The 25,293-nt window shown below is 52.2% G+C and carries 22 protein-coding genes; 3 read left to right on the forward strand and 19 right to left on the reverse strand.

Features of this window, described 5'->3' with window-relative positions; all coding sequences use genetic code 11:
- From A0U42_RS05905 to glpK, 4 genes are all read right to left on the reverse strand, one after another.
- The gene (locus A0U42_RS05905) at positions 1 to 1,269 is read right to left on the reverse strand and encodes an NAD(P)/FAD-dependent oxidoreductase (protein WP_044502934.1); all 1,269 of its coding nucleotides are present in this window, start codon (positions 1,267 to 1,269) and stop codon (positions 1 to 3) included.
- Positions 1,269 to 2,729, reverse strand: a complete 1,461-nt coding sequence (locus A0U42_RS05910; protein WP_065360248.1) for an NAD(P)/FAD-dependent oxidoreductase — start codon at positions 2,727 to 2,729, stop codon at positions 1,269 to 1,271. Before A0U42_RS05910 ends, A0U42_RS05905 begins: the two co-directional genes overlap by 1 nt.
- Positions 2,730 to 2,989: 260 nt before the next feature.
- Positions 2,990 to 3,721 carry an MIP/aquaporin family protein gene (locus tag A0U42_RS05915; RefSeq protein ID WP_083122350.1) on the reverse strand — a complete coding sequence of 244 codons (732 nt, stop codon included), beginning with the start codon at positions 3,719 to 3,721 and terminating at the stop codon, positions 2,990 to 2,992.
- A 17-nt stretch (positions 3,722 to 3,738) separates the two neighbouring features.
- Positions 3,739 to 5,244 (reverse strand): glycerol kinase GlpK, encoded by a 1,506-nt coding sequence (glpK, locus tag A0U42_RS05920; RefSeq protein ID WP_065360249.1) that lies wholly within the window; start codon positions 5,242 to 5,244, stop codon positions 3,739 to 3,741.
- A gap of 314 nt (positions 5,245 to 5,558) precedes the next feature.
- On the opposite strand from glpK, the gene A0U42_RS05925 reads away from it, so the two are divergent.
- The gene (locus A0U42_RS05925; protein WP_065360250.1) at positions 5,559 to 6,497 is read left to right on the forward strand and encodes a sugar-binding transcriptional regulator; all 939 of its coding nucleotides are present in this window, start codon (positions 5,559 to 5,561) and stop codon (positions 6,495 to 6,497) included.
- A gap of 57 nt (positions 6,498 to 6,554) precedes the next feature.
- Here A0U42_RS05925 and A0U42_RS05930 read toward each other — a convergent pair whose 3' ends face one another.
- The 4 genes from A0U42_RS05930 to A0U42_RS05940 are packed head-to-tail and all read right to left on the reverse strand — an operon-like array spanning position 6,555 to position 9,947.
- Positions 6,555 to 7,958 carry a GDSL-type esterase/lipase family protein gene (locus A0U42_RS05930; RefSeq protein WP_065360251.1) on the reverse strand — a complete coding sequence of 468 codons (1,404 nt, stop codon included), beginning with the start codon at positions 7,956 to 7,958 and terminating at the stop codon, positions 6,555 to 6,557.
- Positions 7,951 to 9,186, reverse strand: a complete 1,236-nt coding sequence (locus tag A0U42_RS05935) for a M48 family metallopeptidase (protein WP_065360252.1) — start codon at positions 9,184 to 9,186, stop codon at positions 7,951 to 7,953. Before A0U42_RS05935 ends, A0U42_RS05930 begins: the two co-directional genes overlap by 8 nt.
- Positions 9,183 to 9,461, reverse strand: a complete 279-nt coding sequence (locus A0U42_RS11470; protein ID WP_044502940.1) for a GIY-YIG nuclease family protein — start codon at positions 9,459 to 9,461, stop codon at positions 9,183 to 9,185. Before A0U42_RS11470 ends, A0U42_RS05935 begins: the two co-directional genes overlap by 4 nt.
- 6 nt (positions 9,462 to 9,467) lie before the next feature.
- Positions 9,468 to 9,947, reverse strand: a complete 480-nt coding sequence (locus tag A0U42_RS05940; RefSeq protein ID WP_044502941.1) for a peptidylprolyl isomerase — start codon at positions 9,945 to 9,947, stop codon at positions 9,468 to 9,470.
- Positions 9,948 to 10,211: 264 nt separating this feature from the next.
- Between A0U42_RS05940 and hcp the strand changes: the two genes are divergently transcribed.
- Positions 10,212 to 11,783, forward strand: coding sequence for a hydroxylamine reductase (gene hcp, locus A0U42_RS05945; protein WP_065360253.1), 1,572 nt, complete (start codon positions 10,212 to 10,214; stop codon positions 11,781 to 11,783).
- Positions 11,784 to 11,915: 132 nt separating this feature from the next.
- Complete coding sequence (locus A0U42_RS05950; RefSeq protein ID WP_065360254.1) at positions 11,916 to 13,016, forward strand: M20/M25/M40 family metallo-hydrolase; 1,101 nt, start codon at positions 11,916 to 11,918, stop codon at positions 13,014 to 13,016.
- On the opposite strand, the gene A0U42_RS05955 is transcribed toward A0U42_RS05950, so the two are convergent.
- The 11 genes from A0U42_RS05955 to modA all read right to left on the reverse strand — a co-directional run bounded on the left by A0U42_RS05955 (position 13,011) and on the right by modA (position 25,262).
- Positions 13,011 to 14,387 carry a hypothetical protein gene (locus A0U42_RS05955; RefSeq protein ID WP_065360255.1) on the reverse strand — a complete coding sequence of 459 codons (1,377 nt, stop codon included), beginning with the start codon at positions 14,385 to 14,387 and terminating at the stop codon, positions 13,011 to 13,013. The two genes, A0U42_RS05950 and A0U42_RS05955, sit on opposite strands and share 6 nt — an antisense overlap.
- Before the next feature lie 289 nt (positions 14,388 to 14,676).
- Positions 14,677 to 16,425 (reverse strand): pyruvate kinase, encoded by a 1,749-nt coding sequence (gene pyk / locus A0U42_RS05960; protein WP_065360256.1) that lies wholly within the window; start codon positions 16,423 to 16,425, stop codon positions 14,677 to 14,679.
- Between the two features lie 194 nt (positions 16,426 to 16,619).
- Positions 16,620 to 18,602: a M13 family metallopeptidase gene (locus A0U42_RS05965; protein WP_065360257.1), complete on the reverse strand. Its 1,983-nt coding sequence runs from the start codon at positions 18,600 to 18,602 to the stop codon at positions 16,620 to 16,622.
- 66 nt (positions 18,603 to 18,668) lie between these two features.
- Entirely contained in the window at positions 18,669 to 19,352 is a 684-nt protein-coding gene (gene queC, locus A0U42_RS05970; protein WP_065360258.1) for a 7-cyano-7-deazaguanine synthase QueC, read from the reverse strand.
- Between the two features lie 30 nt (positions 19,353 to 19,382).
- Positions 19,383 to 20,264 carry a DMT family transporter gene (locus A0U42_RS05975; protein ID WP_218055527.1) on the reverse strand — a complete coding sequence of 294 codons (882 nt, stop codon included), beginning with the start codon at positions 20,262 to 20,264 and terminating at the stop codon, positions 19,383 to 19,385.
- Positions 20,265 to 20,379: 115 nt separating this feature from the next.
- The gene (locus tag A0U42_RS05980; protein WP_065360260.1) at positions 20,380 to 20,985 is read right to left on the reverse strand and encodes an NTP transferase domain-containing protein; all 606 of its coding nucleotides are present in this window, start codon (positions 20,983 to 20,985) and stop codon (positions 20,380 to 20,382) included.
- Positions 20,982 to 21,641, reverse strand: coding sequence for a selenium cofactor biosynthesis protein YqeC (gene yqeC, locus A0U42_RS05985; protein ID WP_065360261.1), 660 nt, complete (start codon positions 21,639 to 21,641; stop codon positions 20,982 to 20,984). Before yqeC ends, A0U42_RS05980 begins: the two co-directional genes overlap by 4 nt.
- Positions 21,638 to 22,690 (reverse strand): XdhC family protein, encoded by a 1,053-nt coding sequence (locus tag A0U42_RS05990; protein WP_065360286.1) that lies wholly within the window; start codon positions 22,688 to 22,690, stop codon positions 21,638 to 21,640. The genes yqeC and A0U42_RS05990 overlap by 4 nt, the downstream gene beginning before the upstream one ends.
- 5 nt (positions 22,691 to 22,695) lie before the next feature.
- Positions 22,696 to 23,736, reverse strand: a complete 1,041-nt coding sequence (locus A0U42_RS05995; RefSeq protein WP_065360262.1) for a sulfate/molybdate ABC transporter ATP-binding protein — start codon at positions 23,734 to 23,736, stop codon at positions 22,696 to 22,698.
- Entirely contained in the window at positions 23,733 to 24,404 is a 672-nt protein-coding gene (gene modB, locus A0U42_RS06000; RefSeq protein WP_065360263.1) for a molybdate ABC transporter permease subunit, read from the reverse strand. The genes A0U42_RS05995 and modB overlap by 4 nt, the downstream gene beginning before the upstream one ends.
- 12 nt (positions 24,405 to 24,416) lie before the next feature.
- Entirely contained in the window at positions 24,417 to 25,262 is an 846-nt protein-coding gene (gene modA, locus A0U42_RS06005; RefSeq protein ID WP_065360264.1) for a molybdate ABC transporter substrate-binding protein, read from the reverse strand.
- Between the last annotated feature and the right edge of the window lie 31 nt (positions 25,263 to 25,293).

Genomic DNA, 25,293 nt, shown 5'->3' on the forward strand with positions numbered 1-25,293 from the left:
TTATGCTTCCTCCTTTACGGAAACAGTCCAATCCGCATGATGACCTTTCGCCTTGGCAGCCGGTACGTTGACGGCAATCATTTCACTCGGTTTGGCAACGGGGAGGACTTTCGTCAGCAGCGTATCGTCACCGCTTTTCACGGTAAGGCGAACTTTTTTCATCGGTTTGCGGACACGCATGAAGAGTCGAATCGTTTCCCCTTCAGCCGTAGCGCGGACATGCTGGGGAACGCAGGTTCTGACTTCGTCAACGGCTTCAACAGCGATGTCGGCAATATCTTCCGGAAGCTGTTCCTGAGCCTTCAGGGCGGCATACTTACCGGCGATTTCCGCTTCTTCCGATACGAAGTCGACTAAGTCGTGGACGTGGACGACATTGCCGGCTGCAAAGATGCCGGGGATGCTCGTTTCACGATGCTGGTCGACGATCGGTCCGTTGGTCAAGGGATGCATAGCGATGCCGAGGCCGCGGGACAATTCATTTTCCGGAATGAGGCCGACAGACAACAGCAGGGTATCGCAGTCGATATCGAATTCCGTACCCGGAATCGGTTTCATATGATCGTCGACTTTGGCTGCCGTAATACCGCTGACCCGATCTTTCCCGTGAATAGCCGTAATCGTATGCGACAGATACAGGGGAATATCATAGTCATAGAGGCATTGAACCATGTTTCGAGTAAGACCGTTGGAGAAGGGGCAGATTTCCAAAACGGCCTGCACTTTACACCCTTCCAAGGTCATACGGCGAGCCATGATCAAGCCGATATCACCACTGCCGAGGATGACGATTTTTTTGCCCGGCAAGTAGCCTTCCATATTGACCATACGCTGGGCAGCACCGGCGGTGAAAACGCCGGCCGGACGATAACCGGGAATGCGGATAGCACCACGCGTCCGTTCACGGCAGCCCATGGTAAGGATGATCGTCTTGCCCTTTACTTTCATCAGACCGTGTTCCGGGCTGACGGCGGTAACGGTTTTATCCTGACCGATGTTTAAGACCATCGTATCGACGAGGATTTTGATTTCCGGTTTATCTTTGACCAAATCATAACAGCGCTGGGCATACCCGGGACCGGTCAATTCTTCTTTAAAATGATGGAGACCGAAGCCATTGTGAATGCACTGCTGAAGAATGCCGCCGGCTTCACGGTCACGTTCGAGAACGAGGATTTCTTTCGCGCCGTTCTGCCAGGCGCTATATGCAGCAGACAGGCCTGCCGGGCCGCCGCCAACGATGATAATATCATAAAGTTGTTCACCCATTATGCCTTACCTCCGCTTTCTTTATTATAGAACATATAAGAATTACGCATTTCTTTCCGGACTTCCGTAACCGGGATGTTCAATTCACGGGCCAAAATCTGAGTTACACGAGGTCCGCAGAAACCGCCTTGGCAGCGGCCCATGCCTGCACGAGTACGGCGTTTGACACCGTCCACAGTGCGGGCCCCGACAGGACGATGGATGGCATCGACGATTTCGCCTTCCGTAATCGTTTCACAGCGACAGATGACGCGGCCGTAACGAGGATCTTTAGCGATAAGGGCTTTTTGGTCCGCATCGAGCATCATGCGGAAGCAGGGCTGGGCCGGACGGCCTTTTTTATAATCGGACTTAGCCGAAGCACCCGTTTCAGATACGATGAGGTCCACCAGCTTTTTGGCAATGGCCGGCGCCGACGTAAGGCCCGGCGACTGGATGCCGGCAGCATGGAGCAGTCCCGTCGTCTTTTCCGAAGGTCCGACGATAAAGTCGCCCGTATTGGAAACGGCGCGGACACCGGAAAATTCGGTAATCGTAGCACCGACCGGGATATTGGGGACTAAGCGGCGGGCTTTGTCCAGAATTTCGTCCATGCCGGGAATGGTAACGGCTGTATCATCCTTGTCATCTTCCGGCAGATCCTGGGCGTTAGGCCCTACGAATACGTTGCCGTGCGTCGTAGCACAGACCAAAATCCCCTTGCCCATCTTAGTCGGCGTCGGGAAAATAGGCGAGTAAACCAAATCTTTCTGAGCTGTCTTGTCGAAGAGAATATATTCGCCGCGGCGCGGTTTAATCGTAAAGCTGTCGTCACCGGCCAGACGGCTGATATCGTCGGCATGGACGCCGGCAGCATTGATGACGTACTTCGTTTCAATCGTGCCTTTATCCGTTTCAACGGCCTTTACGGCACCGCCTTCTACGACGATGTCCGTAACCTTACAGTCACGGATGACTTCGGCACCGTTGATGACGGCATTTTCCGCAAAGGCCAACGCCAAGCCGAAGGGCCAGCAGATGCCGGCTGTCGGGGCAAAGAGAGCCGCTTTGATGTCTTTACTGACATTCGGTTCTTCTTCGCGCATTTCATCGCCGCTGACGATTTTCAAACCGGGAACGCCGTTAGCCTGGCCCCGGGCGAGGAGTTCTTTAAGGACTTCCATCTGTTCATCGTCGAGAGCTGCTACATATGACCCGGACCAACGAATTTCCAAATCTAATTCATCCTTTAATTCATGGTACATCGCATTGCCTTCAACATTCATCAAAGCTTTCATGCTGCCCGTAGGAGCATCGAACCCTGCGTGAAGAATGGCACTATTGCCTTTTGTCGTACCGGCTGCTAATTCCGGTTCCTGTTCAACCAGAACGGCGCGAAGATTATACTTGGATAATTCGTGCAAAATGGCTGTGCCGGTAATACCGCCGCCGATTACGACGACATCTGCTTGTTTTGTCATATTCACAACCTCTTTCTCTGTAAATGCCTTGGAGTACTATCTTTGATGCCCTTATTATATAAGTTCGTGAAAATAATTGCAAGTCTATTTTTACATTTTTTCATTTTATGGTAATGCTAATTTATCATAGTCAAAAAATAAGCTATGATATATGCATTTCCCGATTTGAAACTAAGTTCATTTAAATAAGAAATTTTGTAAATTTCTAAAATTATAGGGACCCGTACCGAGTCCCTATAACCGAAATAACCATCATGAAATTAGAATACGTTCAGTGCTGCAGCGACGACGTAGGCAGCGAAGGCACCGACCATCGGAGCGACGACAGGAACCCAGGCATACCCCCAATCGGAACCGCCCTTACCGGCAATCGGCAGAATGGCATGTGCCAGACGAGGACCGAGATCACGGGCGGGATTCATGGCATACCCTGTAGGACCGCCAAGGCTCATACCCAAAGCCCAGATGAGGACACCTACGATATAGGGCCCGAGGCCGGCAGGAATCTTGCCGACAGCCGGGGAAAAGATCATCCAAATGACGAACATCAAGAAGAAGGACGCGATAAATTCGCAAAGGAAGTTGGCCGGATAGTTGCGGATAGCCGGGGCCGTACAGAAAATGCCGAGCTTCGCAGCCTTGTCTTCCGTTTCAGCCCAATGGGGCAAGTAAGCGAGCCAAACGATAGCCGCACCGAGGCTGCCGCCCAGGATCTGAACGATAGAGGTAACAATAAACTGCGGTACCGAATAGATGCCGATCATGGTTTTCCCTAAGGTGACGGCAGGATTCAGGTCACCTTGTGGGGCGCCCAAGGTCGTCGCCGTAAAGACACCGAGCATTACGGCAAAACCCCATGCCGTCGTAATACAGATCCAGCCGCCGCCCTGGCCTTTCGATTTCGCCAAGGTATTGCAGGCACAGACGCCGCCCCCGAAGACGATGAGGACCATCGTTCCGATGAATTCACCAAGTAAGTTATCGTATATCATAGCTATGCACCTCTCTGTCAGTCTTCATCACTCAGCCAATGCATTGCGTGTTTGACCGCTTTGCGCCAGCCTTTATAATAGGCACTCGATTTTTCAGGATCCATCGTCGGTTCAAAGCGATTCTGAAGTTTCCAGCTCGAGACCAGATCTTCTTTCGAATCCCAGACGCCGACGGCAAGGCCTGCTAAGTAGGCCGCACCGAGAGCCGTCGTTTCAATGACCTGAGGCCGATCGACAGGAACGCCGAGGATATCGGCTTGGAACTGCATGAGCATATTGTTGGCAACGGCGCCGCCATCTACCTTTAAAGCGGCCAATTTAATACCCGAATCGGCTTCCATGGCGCCGAGGACGTCTTTCGTCTGATAAGCCATGGAATCGAGGGTAGCCCGGACGATGTGAGACTTTTTCGTGCCCCGCGTAATGCCGATAATGAGACCACGAGCATCCATATCCCAGTACGGAGCGCCAAGGCCGACGAAGGCCGGAACGACATAGACGCCATCCGAATCGGGAACCCGTTTAGCAACCCATTCCGAATCGGGAGCCGTATCGATGAGCCGCAGTCCGTCACGAAGCCACTGAATGGCCGATCCGGCGACGAAGATAGAACCTTCGAGGGCATATTCGACTTTGCCGTCAAGGCCCCAGGCAATGGTCGTAACCAAGCCGTTTTTAGAAGGAATGGGCGTCGTCCCCGTATTCATCAACATAAAGCAGCCCGTCCCGTAGGTATTCTTGGCCATGCCCGGTTCAAAACAGGTCTGGCCGAAGAGAGCTGCCTGCTGGTCACCGGCAATGCCGGCAATATTGACCATACCGCCGAGGATCGACGGTTCTGTCCACCCATAAATATCGCTCGACGGGCGAACTTCCGGCAGCATCGATTTCGGAACGGTTAAATATTCAAGGAGCTGGTCATCCCACTTTAGTTCTTTAATGTTGAACATAAGTGTACGCGACGCGTTAGAATAGTCCGTAATGTGAACTTTGCCGCCGGTCAACTTCCAAACGAGCCAGCAGTCGATGGTCCCAAAGAGGAGATCGCCCTTTTCCGCCTTTTCTCTGGCCCCTTCTACGTTGTCGAGAATCCATTTTACCTTGGTGCCTGAGAAATAAGCATCGATGACCAGGCCCGTTTTTTCACGGAATTCATCGACCAAGCCGCGAGCTTTCAAGTCTTCACAGATTTCCGCCGTCTGACGGGACTGCCAAACGATGGCATTGTACACCGGGTCGCCGGTCTTCTTATCCCAGACGACAGCCGTTTCACGCTGGTTAGTAATCCCGATCGCTGAAATTTCATTGGCTGTCAGATTCGACTGGGCCAAAGCTTCCCGCATAACTTCAAGCATGGTGTGATAGATTTCATTGGCATCGTGTTCAACCCAGCCCGGCTTTGGGAAATACTGGGTAAATTCCTTTTGGCTGACACTGACGATATGCGATTCATTGTCAAAAATAATTGCGCGATTGCTCGTCGTGCCGGCGTCAAGAGCCATTACATACTGCTTGTCCTGCATAATACATTTCTCCTTCCATACATAACATCTGATTTTTCTTTCGCTTATTGCATAGATTTCTTTACCTGTTCTCATTATACATCTATCGTAATTATTTTCAATTGTATTTTTACATATTTTCAATTCTTGTATAGTATTTGTAAAGTCATGTATTTTATGCAAGATATAAGGTATATAAAGGCAGTCTCTTTTTTATTCTACCCTTTTACCTTGCAAAAGGACCGCTAAAAATGCGATAATAAAGAGAACCTTATTGTACGACTTCTGTTTTGACAACCGTGTTTTTAGAAGCACCATATTGAGGATGAATGCCTATGCAGCACGATAAGAATAAACTGGCCATCAGTGCCGCCAAATTATACTATCAGTCCAATTTCAGCCAAGCTGATATCGCTAAGGAAATGAAATTGTCCCGCCCGTCGGTGTCGAGGCTCCTGCAGTATGCCAAAGACAAAGGCTTTGTACGCATCGAAATCTTCGACCCCATCGAAGACCAGAGCCAGTTGGCTCAAAAAGTAGCTGCAGCCTACGGCCTGCGCGATGTCTGCATCGCCAACGCTCCCATTGAAGATGAAGAAGAAATAAAAAAATACATCGGCCAGCGCGGCGCCGCCTATGTCAATGACATCATTCAAGACGGCGACATCATTGGCGTCGGCTGGGGGACAACGCTGAACAACCTGTCCCATCAACTCATTCCTCACCCCTTAAAGGGCGCCCAAATCGTCCAGCTCGAGGGGGGCATCACCTTATCGACCAGCGAAACCTATGCCAATGAAATTTTAGGAAAGTTCGCCAGCAATTACAGTACCATCGCCCAATACCTGCCCCTTCCGGTCTTATTTGATTCTAAGGAAGTCAAGGAAATGGTCTACCGCGACCGCCATATCAAGCGCGTCCTCGAGCTCGGCCGCAATGCCAACATCGCCATCTTCAGCGTCGGTACCGTCCGCGACACCGCCCTTTTCTTCCGCCTGGGCTATGCCGATTCACAGGAAAAGAACTATCTAAAAACCCACGCCGTCGGTGACATTTGTTCCCGCTTCTTCGACAAAGACGGAAATATATCTAGTCAGGAACTGAATGACCGTACCGTCGGAATCGACCTGGACGATCTGCGCCATAAAGAATACAGTATCTTACTTTCCGGCGGCGATGGAAAAATAGCCAGTATCCGAGCAGCCTTAAAAGGCGGCTATGCCAACGTCCTCATTACGGACCAGTTCACCGCAAAAAAATTATTATCAGAATAAAAGAACGCCCTGCCGTACTACGGCAGGGCGTTTTGTCATAAGTAAGAGCTCATCAGCCTATTCCCAAGCACTGTCAGGAAGGGCTGTAATATCATCCCAAACATTGTTAATGGCCTGGGCCATCAGTTCTTTTCCCGGCGGATCCAGATGAAGTCCGTCTAAGGCCAGCTCGGTCTTGAGTTCGCCGTCTTCATCGGCCATGCCGGGTACGATATCGATGTGAACCTGAGTATCGATATAATCGTTGACCTCGGCAATGGACCGTCGCCAATCGTCGGTCGTATCCTGGTCGAAGGCGGCCTTGATATTTTCCGGGTTGAGAGGCGGAATCGTCAGGAATACCGGTTTTATTCCGTTCTCCAAGGCTTGTTTTTTAATCGACCGGAGATCGCCGATGACTTCCCACGACGGGACACCGGCCCGTAGACTGTTCGAGCCGACGAGGATCAGTACGTACGACGGCTTGAAGGGAAGGACATCTTTTTCAAATCGCTCGGCAGCCATGGCACTCGTATCGCCGCTTTGAGATAAATTAATGGTCGGAAAATTCAAGTACGAAGCGTAGCTGAATTCCCAATCCGTCGGCGAATAGGAAACGCTGCCGCCGCCGTGGCTGATACTGTCACCGAAAATGGCGACTTCCCCGGCTTCGGTCTTGGGACTCAGCTCGAAAGGCACGGCATCGGAATAGCCGCCGATGGCCTTCCCATCTTCATCCAAGGCCCGAACGCGCCAATAAAAAGTCTTATCGCCCCAGCGAGCCTTTTGGTCATACTGCTGGGAATACTCCGGATGGTAGACATCGATGCGGTGGATGGAAGGCCTCGTTCCGTTGGGATTTTCCGGAGCCCCGTCGAGGACTTCTACTTCATAGGACTTGGCACCGGGGACGGCAATCCAATCATACACCGGATAGAGTAGCCATTGACCGGGACCTTGATTAAAAAAAGACAAGGGTATCGGCTTTTCCCTCACCGATTTAAAAATATCGACATAGGTTTCTTCAATATCAGAAAATTCACTGACCGGGCGTCCTTTGAGGTCAAGACCGCGTACCCGCCAGTAAAAGACAGGACCAAAGAAGGTATCGGGCAGCTTCAATTCTAACCCTGTCGCATAGGCCCGCTGATCCTCCATGAACGGCTCATAGGCCGTCGTTCCCGCATCGGAATCACCGTCTTTTTTCAAGATCTGTACATCGTACATCACGGCACCGTCAACACGGCTCCAGCGAAGGATCGGATGACCGGCGGCCGGATTCGACTGCGGATAGTGAAGGGTGACCTGCGGTTTTCCTCGGAGCACAGGCATTTCCTCATTATCGGTCATGGCTCTCTGCCGAGCTTGTTCCAAAATCATATCCACTCCCGGGGAATGCATCGATTGACGAGCTCCGGCAAAGATACCGACACCCAGGGTCAAGGCCATGAGGGCCACGACGCAGGCAATCTGCTTATGCATCTTTATCCTTCTTTACTTGATTTTCCTTGGCTGCAGCCTTTTCTTTCGTAGCCTTATACCCGTACTTCTGTGTCCATTCTTTATCTTTCTGCTGAATATCGCCCTTGCTCAGCATCGCCGCTTTGCTGTCAACGGCTCGCTGCAAATTACCGGCAATACTCGTAACGCTGTCACCGGCAGCTCCGGTCATGATATACTGGCCGTTCAGATAGAGTTCATCGCCCCGGGTACTGATGTTCCAGGACGGATCTTTTTTATTGATGGTTTCCGTCAGCACTTTATTGTCTTTTGGCGCTTCGCCATAGACGTCGTGGAAGGACCGTGCCAAATTACCGGCTACGAGGAAGGCCCGGCGGCGCGACGAATAATCGCCCATAGCAGCCGGCGTCACGACAGGCTGAGCATTGACATAGACCGTATTGCCGCCGACTTGGACGTGGTTTCCTGACCACTGGCTCATACGGCCGGCCAATTTTTGGATACGGCTCGACATCTGGGGATGGTTATTCGGGCTGATGACCCGTTTAAACCCTTCCTGCCACAAATCACCGTACTGTTCGTAAACGTACTGCATGGACGAAGCTGCCCCACCGACATTATAAGCCGTGTTCTTGATGATGTTGAAACCCGTTTCATCGGCCTGTTTTTCTTGGTCCATGGTAACGACTTCATTATCGATATAGTTGACAGCTACACTGCCAAGCAGTATATCGAGGACGTTGGCATTGCCGCCGAGGGCTACGTCGACCAAGGTTGCAATGCCGATACTCTTCAAGACGCCGTTGACGGCATGACGCTTTTCACCGTGCTGCATTTCATGGCTGAGGGTAAAGGCCAGTTCATCATCATTTAAGGCCTCGACCATCCCGCGGTTAATCGAAATAACGCCGCCGACCGTTTCAAAAGCATTGAGTTCCTTCGAAGGATTGACGTATACGTCGTAATTTCGCTTAACGAGTCCCGTCGCCACGAGGTTGCGCTGAATCGTTTCTACTCTCCGGCTGTAGGCTTCGTCGTCAAGAACGCCGGTCTTCGCCTGGGTACTGGCCAGCATCTGTTTCTGATTCTGGTCATCCATTTTCATCAGCTGCTGACGGGCCATCGCCATGGAAGCCGCTCCATAAAGCAGGATCTGAGCTGCCGAAGCAGCAGAAACAGCGGCTACCGGAGCCACACAGAGGGTAAATCCGGCCACCATCGTCGTCAGCCATTTTTTCCATCGATTCATAGTGAGTCATCTCCCTTAGGACAAACCGAAAGTTGGTCACGGCAGAGCTGCTCTTTTTTGTCTTTCGACCACTGCTTGATTTCCCATTCCCAATGCATAGCTTCGTGTTTTGTAGGAAAACCCTGGCACCAGGCCAGGGTCACAGGTCGACGGGAACGGGTATACTTAGCCCCTCTGCCATCATTGTGCGCGGCCACCCTTTTAGATACATCGAGGGTCCAGCCGGTGTATAACGACTGGTCGGCACAGCGCACCATATACGTATAATAAATCATGAAGCCTTACGCTTCAGTCGTGATTTCAACGGTATTCAAAACGACATCTTCGAGGGGTTTATCGGCGAAATCCGTCTGAACGCCGCTGATTTTTTCGACAACATCATAATTCTTAACGACTTTGCCGAAGATAGAATGATGATTCTGGAGCCACGGCGTCGGGACGACGGTGACGAAGAACTGAGAACTTCCTGTATTAGGGCCGGCATTGGCCATAGCTAAGATACCGGGCTGGCTGAAATCGAGGCCTTCACCGAATTCATCGGGAATGGTCTGTTTCGAGCCGCCGCGGCCGGTACCGGTCGGGTCGCCGCCCTGAATCATGAAGTCGGCAATGATGCGATGGAAAATCGTTCCATCGTAAAATCCGTCTTTGGCCAAGGTTACAAAATTTTCAACGGTAATCGGTGCTTTTTCTGCAAAGAGCTCTACCGTAAAGTCGCCGTTATTCGTTTTAAACACAGCATAGGTTTTATTATCTGACATCGTGAATTCCTCCTATTTACATATCTGTCGAATCTATTATAATATAGATTATATACATCTATATTACCGTAGAAAACCTCATTTCGCAAGCATCGTTTTCGTTTCCAAAAGGAAAGATAATTTTCATTTTGTTGTAAATGCAACGGAAATCCACATCGACTCCTGCTATACTCTACGTATACTCGATAAGAGCTGAAGACATACTAGATAACTTACGTATTCATTCATTTTTTATTGTGATAAAGATAGAGGAGGTTTTTTTCAATGACAAAAGAACAACAGATGTTTTGCTTCCAGTGTGAACAGACCGCTTTCGGTACAGGCTGTACGGGTGGTGCCGGTGTCTGTGGAAAATCGTCGGCTGAAGCCGGCCTTCAGGACAAATTGACCGGCGCTCTGATCGGTCTCGCCCGTACCTGTCAGACCGCCGTTCCGACGGCGCAGACCTACCGGGTCATTCTCGAAGGCCTGTTCACGACCGTTACCAACGTCAACTTCAACACCGAAACGACGCAGGTTATGATCGACAAAGTCCATGCTGAATCGGCCTCTCTTTCGGATTCCCCGGCTGACGACTACGACATGAGCGGCCTGTGGAATGCCGATGAAGACATTCGCTCCTTGAAATCACTCATTCTCTTCGGCATGCGCGGCATGGCAGCCTACGCTTATCATGCCCTGATGCTCGGCAAATCCAGTGACGAACTGGGCGCCTTCTTCATCAAAGGCCTTTCGGCCCTGAGCGAAGACTGGGGCATGGACGAACTGCTTCCTATCGTCATGGAAACAGGTAAAGTCAACCTGACCTGCATGGCCCTCCTCGACGAAGCCAACACCTCGACGTACGGCACACCGGTTCCGACGACGGTTCCCTTGACCATCGAAAAAGGCCCGTTCATCGTCGTTACCGGCCACGACCTTAAAGATATGGAACGCCTCCTCCAGCAGACAGAAGGCAAGGGGATCAACGTCTACACCCACGGCGAAATGCTCCCGTCCCATGCATATCCGGAACTGAAAAAATACAAACATCTGAAAGGCAACTTCGGCACGGCTTGGCAGAACCAGCAGAAGGAATTCGACGGCGTTCCCGGTGCTTTCCTGTTCACGACGAACTGCCTCATGCCTCCTAAGAAATCTTACATCGACCGCGTCTTCACGACGGAAGTCGTCTCCTTTGACGGCGTAACCCATATCGGCGAAGACAAGGACTTCACGCCGGTCATCGAAAAAGCATTGGAACTCGGCGGTTATAAAGAAGAACAGCACTTCACCGGCATCAACGGCGGTACGACGGTCACGACGGGCTTTGGCCACGGCACGGTTCTGTCTGTTGCCGACAAAGTCATCGAAGCCGTCAAAGCCGGCGCCATCAAACACTTCTTCCTCGTCGGCGGCTGCGACGGCGCTCGCCCGGGCCGTAACTACTACACCGACTTCGTTCAGCAGACCCCGGCCGATACGGTCATCTTGACCTTAGCCTGCGGCAAATACCGCTTCAACGACCTCGACCTCGGCACCATCGGCGGCTTGCCGCGCATCATGGATATGGGCCAGTGCAACGACGCATACAGCGCTATCCAGGTCGCCGTCTCCTTAGCGAAAGCCTTTGACTGCGGCGTCAACGACCTGCCCTTGACCTTAATCCTCTCGTGGTACGAACAGAAGGCCGTCTGCATCCTCTTGACCCTCCTCTACTTAGGCCTGAAGAACATCTACCTCGGACCGACACTGCCGGCCTTCCTCTCGCCGAACGTCCTCAACTACTTAGTTGAAAACTTCAACATCTCCCCGACGACGACGCCGGAAGCCGACTTGAAAAAAATCTTAGGATAATATACACCAAGGCCCTGTCCCATGCGGACAGGGCCTTTTTGCGTCTACCTTATGGAAAATACAGGAATACGAAAAATCATCCTTCCCATAGATATGGTATAATAAGGAAAATTCTTACGGGAGATGAAATTCATGAACGACATCATTGAAACCTATATACGTCAGCATCAAGACCAATGGCTGGAGCTCCTCAAAACGATTATTTCCATCCCGTCACCGACGGGCCGTGAACAAGTCAAAGGCAAATGGATCTTGCAATACCTCCACAGTCTGGGCGCCGACGGAGCCTACCGTGATGACAGCGGCAACATCCTCTATCCCTGCCGGCTGAAAAAGGGCCAAAAAGCGGCCTTGTATACGGCCCACATGGATACGGTCTTTGAAAAGTTGTCCGAGATACCGATTCACCAATCAGAAAACACCTTGTCGGCCCCGTCGTGTAGCGATAACAGCGCCAGCATTGCCGGCCTGTTATTCATCATCAAGATGATTTTCGACTTAAAGCTGACACCGCCTCAGGGTATCCTCTTCGCCTTTGACGTCGGCGAAGAAGGCTTGGGCAATCTCAAGGGCATTCGCCAAATCATGACCGACTGGGCCGGCCGCATTTCTGAAGTCGTCGCCGTCGACTGCACCTTCGACACCTTCGTCGCCACGGCCGTCGGCTCCCGGCGCTATGAGGTCACCATAGAAACGCCGGGCGGCCACAGCTGGATGGGCTTTGGGAACGCCAATGCCATCGCCGCGGCCGCATCCGTCATCGATTCGCTTTACAGCCTCTCGCTCCCGGCCGAGCCCAAGACGACTTATAACGTCGGCACCATCAGCGGCGGCACGACGGTCAATTCCATTGCCGCAAAGGTTCGCTTCACCGTCGATCTTCGTTCGGAAGACGGAACTTCTCTCGACAGCCTCGACAAGGCCTTCCGCGCCCTCTTAGAAAAGCCGTCCCGTGATGTTCGCATTTCCTTAAAAAGCATTGGCGAACGGCCGTGCAGTCAAGTCGACCAGAATCCCCTCGTCCGGAGGATTACGGCCATCCGTAAACAGCAGGGCCTGACCACAACCTGCATTGCCGGAAGTACCGATGCCAATATCCCTTTAAGCTTGGGGATCCCGGCCATTTCCTTCGGCTTTTGCCGCAGTCACCGCGAACACACCTTAGAAGAGTCCCTTGACATCGATACCTTTATCCCGGGAATGATGCAGATGCTGGCCTTTATGGGCCTATAACGGCGTTACTTTGCCGCCATCCGTCAGTTTTACGGTCTTGCCTTTGAGCCAGGCATTAGCCGCATTGCCCTTATCGTAGTAAATCGTATGGCCATTGCTGCGGATGTTGCCGAGAGTCGTATCACTGTCAGTCAAAGCTGCGACGTAGGAGTCGCCGGTCACGTTCCAAACCGACGAGGCATCGAGAGAAAGGCTGGCCGATTTAGCCGTGTGCTTTGGATTCATAGCCCCGCTCCAATTCGAGCCGTCTGTCAAGCTGACGGAAACGGTACTGATTTTATTGGCGATGACGTCACCGCTGAGAGTTTGTTTGGCTGCCGTAAATTCAAAGTCACCGCCGTTTGAACCTTCCGTTCCCCAGCGGTCGCTGGCGACTTCGATGAGATTCTTGTTCTTCGGCGATTCAATGACGGTGTTGGTCAGGCTGACAACGGCCTTGGTATTGGTGATGTAGAACATAGCTCCGTCAGAATAGTTGCGAAGGGTCGAATTTTTAGCCGTAAAAGAAGCCGTCCCCGTCCCGGCATCGCCGGAAAAGCTCTGGTAGAGCATGACACCGTGGTTCTTATATCCGGTGAGGGTCGAGTCTTCTATGAAGATGGAATTCTTTCCTTCGACGCAGGCGATTTCACTGCCTTTGGCGACGCCATTGCTCTTCGTGAGAACGATGTTGCCCGTCGAATAGATGACCGGACTGCCTTCCCCGCTCGTCGAAAGGGTACTGCCTGTGGCGTAGACATTGCCTTCACCCCGGTCGGTCGCCAAGGCCGCACAGTGAGCCCCTGCCGTCGTAATGTCTACGTTTTCACCGTGAATCGTACCGCCGTACGTCGCATCGAGGCCGCGGGACGAATTGCCTTTGGTGTTAATCTTAATGTCTTTAACAGTGACGACTGCATTTTTTCCCGTCGCAAAGACGGCATTGGCCCCTTCGGCATCAGAAGTGACTGTAGAGTCGGAAAGGGACGCCGTACTGTTCGAAACGAGGAGGACGGCATTCTGACCGTTAAAATTACTGCCGTCTTCACTGGTCGTATGTCCCGTCTTGGAAAGGCGAACCTGCTTCAGGGTCACGTCAGCGCCTTGTTCTGCCAGGACGGAATTTTCATCGGCCTCATCAGCCGTGATATCCTGGTTGACAAGAAGCGCCTCTTTTCCCGTAATCCGCTGCGCAGCGGTAAATTCCGACAAGGATTTTCCCTGCTGTCCCTGAGGCGGCATGCCTTGGGGCGGCATCCCTTGGGGAGGCATGCCCTGCGGCATCGCCCCGTTCGAAAACGGTACATCCAAGGCCGATACGACACCAAATCCTAAAGACATAGACAGGCAGACAGCAGCTGCCAGTTTGGCCATATTCTTCGTCATTTTCATAACCATCATCCTTTCTTGTTTTACCCGATTATATACCTCGTCGATAACACCGAAGTAATGGCCCGTGCACAATACAGTCACAATATAAAAGCATCCGCAGTGAAGATATGGCAATTTTTTCACGTCCCAAAACAATCTCCTTAGCCCATTTCCTCACCGGTAGTGACATAACAATCACGAAATTAAACCCAAAAACAGTCTTTAACGCAAAACTCCCTCCATAAATCAGGCCTTATAAGGCAGACTCACGGAGGGAGTTTTTAATCATTCACGAAGTATTCTTTATGATTTATCGTGCGTTCGCTGCGCCTCGGAAAATCGTGCCGCGGCTGGCGTCAACGGTGACGACTTCACCATTATTCAAGGTATCCGCAGCATGTTCTGCACCGACGACGGTCGGGATGCCGAGGGTGATGGCAACGATAGCCGATTCACTGGTAAGGCCTGCTTCTTCGGAAACGATGGCACTGGCGCGTTTCATGTATTCTACAAAGTCTGCACGAGCGGCGCGGAGAACCAAGATGCAGCCGTCCGTGAAGTTCTTTTTCAAGTCTTCCAACGATTCGGCAACGCAGACTTTGCCGATAGCCGAATTACGGCCGATACCGGTACCGCGAAGGAGGACGTCACCGACGACCTGAACGCGAATCATGTTTGTCGAACCGGCTTTCGCAACGGGAACGCCTGCCGTCAGAACGACGAGGTCACCGGCCTTGATGAGGTCGTTGTCGAGGGCTGCAAAGATAGCATTGTCGACAACAGCATCAGAGTCAACGGCTTCTTTCCCGTTAATGGCCTGAACGCCCCAGTTGAGCTGTAAGCGGCGAACGATGGCTTCGTGCGGAGATACGGCAACGATGGGGCAGTCCGGACGGAATTTAGAAATCATCTGGGCTGTGCCGCCGCGTTCGGTCGAAGCGATGATAGCTGCAGCATGGAGGTCTTTGGCAATCTTAACGACGGCTTTGCCGATGGATTCGGTCGTCGTAGCCGATTCACAATCGTCATCTTCAAAAGGTCTCGACGTAAAGTTGCTTTCCGTAAAGGTAGCGACGCGAGCCATGGTTTCAACGGCTTCTACCGGATAGAGACCGCCGGCCGTTTCGCCGCTGAGCATGATGGCATCGGTGCCGTCGATGATGGCATTGGCAACGTCACTCGTTTCAGCACGAGTCGGACGAGGGTTGTTGCACATCGATTCCAACATCTGAGTTGCCGTGATGACCGGTTCACCGGCTTCATGGCATTTGCGGATGAGGACTTTCTGGAGCATCGGGACTTCTTCTGCCGGTACTTCGACACCGAGGTCACCACGGGCGACCATGATGCCGTCGCTCATCTTAATGATTTCATCAATATTATTGACAGCAGCCTGACATTCGATCTTAGAAATGATCTTCATTTCGCTGTTGTGTTTTTCAAGCAGTTTGCGGATGGTAAGGACGTCTTTGCCGCGCTGAATGAAGGAAGCCGCAATGAGGTCCATATTCATACGGCAGCCAAATTCAATATCGGCCGCATCCGTTTCAGAGACAGCCGGAAGGTTGATGGCGATACCCGGTACGGCAACGCGCTTACGGTCGCTCATCTTACCGCTGTTGAGGATTTTCGTATGAATATCTTCGCCTTCGACGCTGACGACTTCGAGGTTTACCAAACCGTCGGATAAGAGGATATGGTCGCCGGCCTTAACGTCCTGGGGCAATTCTTTATAGTTCATAGAAGCAATCGTTTCGTCGCCTTCTACGTCACGAGCGGTCAAGGTAAATTCATTGCCGGCTTCCATCATGATCGAGCCGTTTTTGAATTTGCCCAAACGGATTTCCGGGCCTTTCGTGTCGAGGAGCAGTGCTACGGGGATTCCCAATTTTTTGGAAGCAGCTCGAACCATGTCGATGCGCTGTTTATGTTCTTCATGAGACCCGTGGGAGAAGTTAAAACGGGCAACGTTCATGCCGGCTTTAATCATCTTTTCAATAATTTCCGGAGTATTAGAACTGGGGCCTAAAGTGCAGACGATCTTGGTTTTTTTTAGCATACAGATATCTCCTTTTCTACTCACATAGACGTAACGATTTACGTTTCTGTTCCCAGTGGTACGATTTTTGTCCCACCAGTGCAATATACGGCTATTGCTCACTTGCGATTGTACCGTATTCCCCCAAATATTGCAAGATAAAAAGAGGGGAGACTTTATAAATTCCCCCTCTTTTTGTTATCTTTTTGTTAGAATTACCAAAGGTGAACCCGCTTCGCGGGTGCCACGTACATTCCGTCTCCCGATGTGATTCCATAGGCTTTATAAAAGCCGTCCGTCGCCGATAAGGCACCGTTGACACGAGCTTCACCAATTGGATGGGGATCATTCTGAATCAAGTACAGCAACATTTGATCGGTCATCTTAGTTGCAAAAATAGCCGCAAAGGAATGGTAGATATCGCGCAGGACGGTTTCATCGCCCTTGGCAAGCTCCGTTGCGACCGACAGGCCGCCGCAGTCGGCAATAGCTTCATTACTGACCAACTTCCCGTTTTCATGGAGACCCTTGCCGACGGTATAGTTATCGTAATAAGGACCAAAAGCAGCAGACAGTTTCTGAAAGGCCTCGGCATCCTTTTTCGTCCACCAGTTTTTTAATCGTCCTTCACTGTCATACTTACTGCCATTGGGATCAAAGGCATGAGATATTTCATGGCCGATGACGACGCCGATACCGCCGAGATTGGCACCGCGCGAAGCCTTAGCATCATAGAACGGAGCCTGGAGGATACCGGCCGGAATGGTGATGCTGTTGTTTTCGGGAATATAGGCGGCGTTGACGTCCTGAGGGGCAAAAGCATACCACTTGTCGGGATTAAAATTCGTTCCCAGAAGAGCATGGACCTGCTGCCGTTCTAATACGCTGTTATGCATGATATTGGTCAGTAAATCACCGCCGTCTTGAGGCGCAATGACGTCGGGCATGCTTTCAATGATCGGTTTGTCATCGTCTGCCGGGCCCCCTACGAAAACGCGCAGACTGTTCAGTTTTTCAATGGCCTTGGCCCTCGTTTTGGGACTGAGCCAGTCGTTGGCCTCAAGGCGCAGTTTGTAGACGTCCCTAATTTCCCGGATCATGTCCTTGACATCGTCCACGACCGCCGCCGTACTGTGATTTTTCATATAAATCTGACCGACCTCATAGGACAGCACGAATTGGACCATACGGCTGGCGCCTTCCTTGTCGGTATGGGCTTTGGCAATGCCGAAACGCTGGCGCAAATAGTCACGCTGAAGGTCTCGCAGTTTGATATGAGCCATAGGGGCAAAGCCGTTATATACCTGGTAAACGGCATAACTCTTTAAGAGGTCTAAATTATCGGCCGTATAGAGCGCATCGAAGTGCTGTAAATAATCGGGATTTGACAGGAAAAACTGTTTTTCTTTTGTCAAATCAAGGCCGGCCAATATCGTTTGAGCCCCCATATGGGGCATGAGTTTTTTTAGCTCACCTTGCGATACGAGCCGATTCTGGACGGTCACGTCATTTCGCTGTTCACTGGTCAAGAGATGGGGCCCCAGTTTTTGTTCCATGGCAAAAATAGCTTCGCTGTGGACTGCCGCCTTATCCGGCGTTTCTCCGGCCTCTTCCAAAACGTGGGCAACGTAATCACGATAAGCCTTCCAGGCGCCGGGTTGAGGTTCTTTTTCCAATTCATCTCGCGTAAAAGACGGCTCTGTCACAAGGATTCGGGGAATATAGCGCAGACCGGTTGGAATGCGGTCTGCCGTATAGTCGATAAAGACACCGGCCCCTGTCTTTTCACTCACCTTCTGAAGGGCCTTGGTCAACTCGGTCAGATTCCTTGCCTCTTTGATCGGTTCCGTCAAAGCCTTCAGCTTCCCCGGAGCCGTTTCATTTCGTTTTTCATTATCCAAGGCGCTGACATAGAGGTCGGCGATTTTCTGTTCCGGAGAGCCTTTCGGATAGGTTCCCTGTTTTTCCGCAATGGCTTCCACCTCTTTCCTTAAGGCCTTTTTATTTTCTAAGGAGCGTTCCGAAAACCACGACCACGAGGCCTCTGTCGGCTCGATTTTCTTTTCCTGTAAGACGCCGTGATTGACAGCCTGATAAAAATTATCCTTCTCTGAGACATCCGCAGCATAGACCGCACCGAAGCCCATGAGACTCATCAAGATGACCGCGGCGAGCTGCCGTTTTATACTGCCTTTCATAACTGCACCATCCTCTCCAAGATTCAAGGCTCTCCTTTGAGAGCTGCTTTTTGCCACCACCAAAACTTACTGCAGTGCCGGATCCGCAACGCCGTTGGCGGCAAAGGCCGCCGCCCGATCACGACAGGTTCCGCAAACACCGCACGGTTTATCGCCGCCTTCGTAGCAGCTCCAGGTCAGTTCATAGGGTGCCCCTAGGCGCAGCCCTTCTTTCACGACACCAGCCTTATTTAAGGACAATAACGGCGCTTCTAAATGGCAGGTTCTTCCTGATCCCTCGTAAATAGCCGTATTCATAGCCGTCTCAAATTCCGGGGTACAGTCGGGATAAGCCCGTCCGGCCGCATCGTCGGCATGGGCTCCGTAATAGATCACTTCGGCGCCGACACTGACGGCAATGGCTGCGGCAAAAGACAAAAACAATCCGTTTCTAAAAGGGACATACGTATCGACTGTCCCTTCTCCTCCCTTTTCTGCTAATTGGTCGGCGTAGGATTCCGCGGCGATTTTCTTGTGACTGCCTTGTAAGAGCGAACTGTCGCTTAAAGAAAAGGCCTGGGATAAATCGACTTCTCGATGAGCGACGCCGTAATGAGCCGCAACGTTTCTGGCCGATTCCAATTCCTTGGCGTGCTTCTGTCCGTAATAGGACGTCAGCGCTAAGACGTCTTCTTTCTTATATTTTTCTAAGGCCATGGCCAGACACGTCGTCGAGTCGACGCCGCCGCTGAGCAATACTACACATTTCATAACATGCCTCCTAATTACAAATCAAGTTTCTTAAATCTTGCCGACTGTCGTTCCGGCCGGTTTCTTTTGACGAACGATGCAGACGATGCCTGCCAAAATCATGACCATGCCGATAAGGGTCATCATCGTCAGCGGTTCATCCAGGACCAAGACGCCGCTGATGACGCCGACGACGGGAACGCCGAGGATGGCGATTGCCGCCTTGGCCGCTTCGATTTGAGTCAACAGATAGTTCCACATGAAAAAGGCCAGGGCCGAAGCCAGGACTCCGTTATAGAACAGACAGCCCACGGCCAAGGGCGTCCACTGAATCGTCCCGTTCTCCATGACAGCCGCCTGAAGCCCCAATGCCAAGGCGCCGATGACCATCTGCCACGTCGTATATTGAATGAGATTACAGTCGTTGGCCTTCATGCGGCGGTCCTGAATTTTAACGATAATCCCAGCTGCCGCCCAAGCAGCTGCGCCGACCAAAGTCAGTACGACAAGGGATACATCGCCGCCGCTGTCGACATTCATGAGCAGACACATACCGGCCATACTGACGATGATGCCCATGACTTTTCGCCGTGTCAAGTGCTCACCCAAGAAGAAATGCGCCATCAGGGCCATCCACACGGGCATGCTGTAATTGAGGACTGCGACCAAGCCCGCTCCGAGGGTTACCATGCCGATTTGAATGGCCGCCGTATTGACGGCAATCTGCAAAAATCCAGTAATGGCAATCCACGGCCAATAGCGACGCGGCGGTATCGGCAGTTTCAACCAAAAACAGACCGCCAACAGTACCAAGGCCCCGATAATGAATCGGTAGCAGGAAAAGGTAACCGGCGGAAAAAAGAGATTGGCTTCTTTCATGACGACCCAGTTGAAGCCCCAAACCAGATAAATGGCAGCTAACAGCTTAATCACCGCACTCCCTCCCATGACAAGTATATATCTCTATTATAACGGTTCGCATCCGATTTGTCGCGGTCAAGATATACCATGTATCTTATAAGTCGATGTATGCCAATAATTTAAATCATTATATGGATAATCTAGTCGTTACCGCAGCCATGTCGTCTCGGGTGTCGACATCGAAGAGTTCGGCCGCATCGCCGGGATGACAGACCCAGGTATGATCCGACTGAATCAGATGACGGCCCCCGACATCACCGGAAAGAGCTAAGAGTTCATCTTTGCAGGAGGCTCGGAACAAGGCCGGGCTGCACCGCCGCTCGCCATTGTGCATACAACCGACAGCCGCACCGGAGGCGATAAATTGACGCAAAAAGAGAGAAATCGTCTGCCCCGTCAAGAGTGGCTGGTCTGCCGGGAAAAAGCCCCACACATCCCGGTCGGGATAAGTGCCGACGCCGATTCGAATCGAAGCAGCCATACCTTCTAAGGCCTCAGGGTTCCAAAGGACGTCGATATGTTTTCTTCGGCAGGCCTCGGCAATATCATCATGGGCGGTAACGACGGCGACGGAACAGTCAATACCGGACAATGGCAAAAAAGCCTGTGCCCCCTGACACAGGCTGGTAAGCCCATAGGAATATAAAGGTCGGCTCGCTGCCACAGCCGATAGTTTATTGCCTCCGAAACGACGGCCAAAGCCCGACGCCATAAGGATTAATTGTATCTTCACGGTAGATTCCTCGCTTCCTCTTCATAGGCCGTCATACGTCCCGGCCGCGACAGATACTGCAAGATTCGATGGCCGCACTGAAAGAGAGCTTCGTCATCAGCCTGATTCAGGATGACCGTCGTCCGGTCCCAAAAGGAGCCGAGGCGGGCCAAGCAGCCCTCTTCAACAATGTGAGTCATGAGAGACTCCGTAATCACCGTATCTTCCGGAAGGCCCAATAAGTCATGACGAAAGCAGGCTTTTCCGGCGGTCTGTCCCAGTGCCGACAGGCCGGCCAGACAGTAAACGGCATCGCTGTTTTCGGGAATCACCGGTTCATGAGGTCCCATGACCTTCAAAGGCATGCGACGCGATCCGTCGCCTTCGACTAAAACGAGGTCTGAAAGCTCGCAAAGAGCCTCATAAACACCATCGCCGGGATAGGTTATTTTCCCATTATCAAGGGCTGTGCCGACGACGATAATGCCGACTTTCTGCCACTGCTCCTTCCAGCCCGCCGGCAGGTCACCGGGGACGAACCCCTGTCGCGGCCGCATCATATGAGTCGTCGTAACGACAGCCACTTTTTTTCCTAATTGCCGCGCCTTCAAGGCCCGAAAAAAAATCGTCGTCGTCTTGCCCCCGGCCCCGACGTAGGTCTCGACACGGGCCGTCATAAGGACTTGAGCCGGTGCTTTTCCCGCCCTTCCCGCCGGGCCCGGACGGCGATCATTTCAGCGGCAATACTAATGGCGATTTCAGCCGGCGTTTCCGCTGAAATGGCAAGGCCGATGGGACCATAGCAGGCGTCGATATCGGCTTCGGAAAATCCGTCGGCCAAGAGTTTCCCTTTAACAAAGGCCAATTTGCGGCGACTGCCGATGACGCCGAGATAGTGGGGCCGAATAGGCAGGATCTGCCGCTGAACGTCGTAATCACCGTGGTGGCCGCGGGTCATGACGCAAACGTAATCATCGGCCGTGATGCCAAGGTCTTCCGGCAATTCCCGATAATCGACCAGACGCACCGCCGCGGCCTGGGGAAATAAATCGCCCTTTGCAAATTCCGGCCGGTCGTCGATGACGATACATGAAAAATCGATGCCCGAAAGAACGGGTACCAGGGCCTGAGCCACATGGCCGCCGCCAAAGATAAAAACCCGCCCCGGCAACGCCAAACGCTCATGATACAGGCAGCCGTCTCCGACATCCGTCATCCCGGCAGGATGACTGCGGCACCAGGCGGCATCGACGGACTGTAAGGACGCCATCTTGCCGCAGCCGATCACCGAATCGGTAAGGAGGGCCATGCCCCAATGACTCACGTCGCCGATATCAAAGACCAGCCACGAAGCGGTCTTATGCTGTAAGGCCGAGATCATCGCCGCCAGTACCTCAAGGACCTTCGGCAAAGCCGGGTCGAAGTACTGGCAAAATACCGTCAATTCGCCGCCGCAGGCAGCATCGATGTCTTCCACGTCATTGGGATGAAGAATAAGACGGCGAAAGTCAGACCGTTTTTCAGCCAAACAGGCTTTGCCGCATTCAATGGCCAAGTGCTCCTGATAGCCGCCGCCGACCGTCCCCATCGTCGTTCCATCAACAAAGACGACCTGATGGCTTCCGATACCGCGCGGCGTCGAACCTTTTCGCTCGACAACGGTCAGGAGAACAGCCGGGCGGCCGGCCTTTAGATTTTCATATAATGCTGTATATATCCGTTCCATAATCATCACCTGTAAAGTAGTAAAATATCGTCACCCCTAAGTGTTAAGCGGTCCGGCAGGATATCGGGCCGATCCGGTTTTGCAAAGCGCCACCAAATATCGGGCGTCGCCAGAGACTGACGGGGATAACGGAATTTAACGATCCATTCAAAAGGCTGTTCAATCTCTTCCGTAATGACGATTGGCAGGGAATTTGCTCCTTCGCCGCCGTGAAATGCGTGCGCTCTGATTCCGATAGCGCAGAGATCGTCCCCGACAGGTCGTCCTTCCGTCTGAAGGGTGACTTGCCAATCGGGGATGAATACCGATTCCGACCCGCTTTTTCTGGCCGAGACGATATTCTTACAGCCCGTCAAAACAGCTGCCGCCTTGGACTGAGGATTGGCAAAGAGTTCCTTTGTCGGCCCGACAGCCGACACCCGGCCGCCATCGAGGACGGCAATGGAATGGCAGAGCTGATAGGCCTCATCGCGGCTGTGGGTAACTAAGATAACATCCTTGGGAAATTCTGCCAAGAGAGCCTTCAGTTCCGTAATGACTTTTTCCTTTAAATAGCTGTCCAAGGCACTGAAAGGTTCATCCAATAGGAGAATATCCGGTTCATTTACCAGAATTCTTGCCAAAGCGACCCGCTGCTGCTGACCACCGGACAGTTCTGCCGGCTTCAGTGTCTCGAGCCCGGTAAGGCGCATGCGTTCCATCATGGACTTCACCTGCTTCCGAGCCAGGTCCCTTGTCGACGAGCGGACGCCGCAGCGAATATTTTCTTCGACAGTCATGTTGGGGAATAAGGCATAATGCTGAAAAAGATACCCTACCCGCCGTCGGGCAACCGGGACGTCGATGCCTCGTTTACGATCAAAGAAGATCCTCCCTCCGACGGAGATGTGTCCTTCATCAGGCGTTTCAATGCCGGCCACGCACTGCAGTGTTTTGCTCTTCCCGCAGCCGGAAGCCCCGAGAATTCCAAGGATACCGCCTTGATGATGAAGGGCTACATCGAGGGTAAAGGACCCCCAGTTTTTATAGACCGAAATATCAATCATGCCGGTCGCCTCCTTTCACGGCTACGCTTTTCAAAGAGGTTGACCGTCATCAAGACGACGGCACTGATGGCGATGTTGACCAAGACCCAAATGAAGGCACTGTACTCATCATTGGTCCGCCATAATTGGTACACCGTCGTCGAAATGGTCGCCGTATGCTTGGGGATATAGCCGATAAGCATGCTCGTCGCCCCATATTCGCCGAGGGCTCTGGCAAAGGCCAGGACCGTGCCGGCCATGATGCCCTGTTTGCAGTAGGGCATGCGGATATGCCAGAAAATAAAGGTGTCCGACAACCCCAAGGTCTTTCCACTCCAGGCCAGTGTTTCATCGAAGCTTTCAAAGGCCCCCCGCGCCGTGCGGTACATGAGGGGAAAGGCGACGACAGCCGATGCCAGGACGCCGCCGTACCAGGTCATGACGAAACGGATGCCGGTCTCATTGAGAAAGATACCGATGGGATGCTGGAGTCCAAAGACCAGGAGCAGCAGCCAGCCACAGACCGTCGGCGGCAACACCAGGGGCAGGGTCAGGACGACGTCGAGAATTCCTTTTAAGCCCCGCGGCAGCCGAGCCACGTAGTAAGCCAAGGCGATGCCGCTGAAAAAGACGATGACGCAGGCGATAGCCGCAATGCGCAGGCTGTTCCAAAGGGGATACCAATCCATAGTCGACCACCTTTAGCCGACGGGGCTGAACCCGACGCGCTGGAAGATTTTCATCGCTTCGGCACCCTTGAGATAATTCAAGAAATCCTGTGCCTCCTGCTGATGCTTACTGTTCTTCATGACAGCTGCCGGATAGATGACCTGGCCGCACATGTCTTTCGTCGCTTCGTCAAGGGGCTTCAAATTAGCACTAAAAGCGTCCGTCGCATAGATGACACCGGCGTCGGCACTGCCTTCCCGGACTTGAGTCGTGACTTCTTTAACGTTGGAACCGTAGGTAATGTGACCGGCCTCGGCAACGGCCTGTTCATCGAGGTTGTAGAATTTCAAGATTTTCTGCGTATACTGACCGACAGGAACGTCGCTGTTGCCCATAACCAGACGGATGGAACCGTCTCTTAATTTCGCGGCCATGTCATTGAAATTCTGAATGCCCTTGGGATTCCCTTCCGGCGTGACCAAGACGACCTTATTTTCCAAGAGGTCGATGCGGCTGTCGCTTTTGATGAAATCGAGTTTATCGGGATTATCCTTGCCGTCTTTGGCGGCATCGAGCTGATTCATCTGCTTCTGCGCCGCTGAAATGAACAAGTCACAGTCGGCTCCGTTTTGAATCTGCGTTTTCAACGTTCCCGACGAATCAAAGTTAAAGGAAATTTCGACATTCGGATGCTCTTTCTGATACTGTTCGGCAATTTGGGTCATCGTTTCCGTCATGCTGGCTGCCGCAAATACCGTCAAATGAACTTTTTCACCATTGCCGGCACCCGGGGCTGCTTGTTTTTCCGCTCCGCAGCCGACCAAGACGAAAGCCATCATCCCAGCTAACACCGCCGCTGCTGCTTTTTTCCATATCATGGTCATGCATCTCCTTTATAAAAATGGCGTT

The sequence above is a fragment of the Megasphaera sp. DISK 18 genome (assembly GCF_001682955.1).
Classification (GTDB): Bacteria; Bacillota; Negativicutes; order Veillonellales; family Megasphaeraceae; genus Megasphaera; species Megasphaera massiliensis.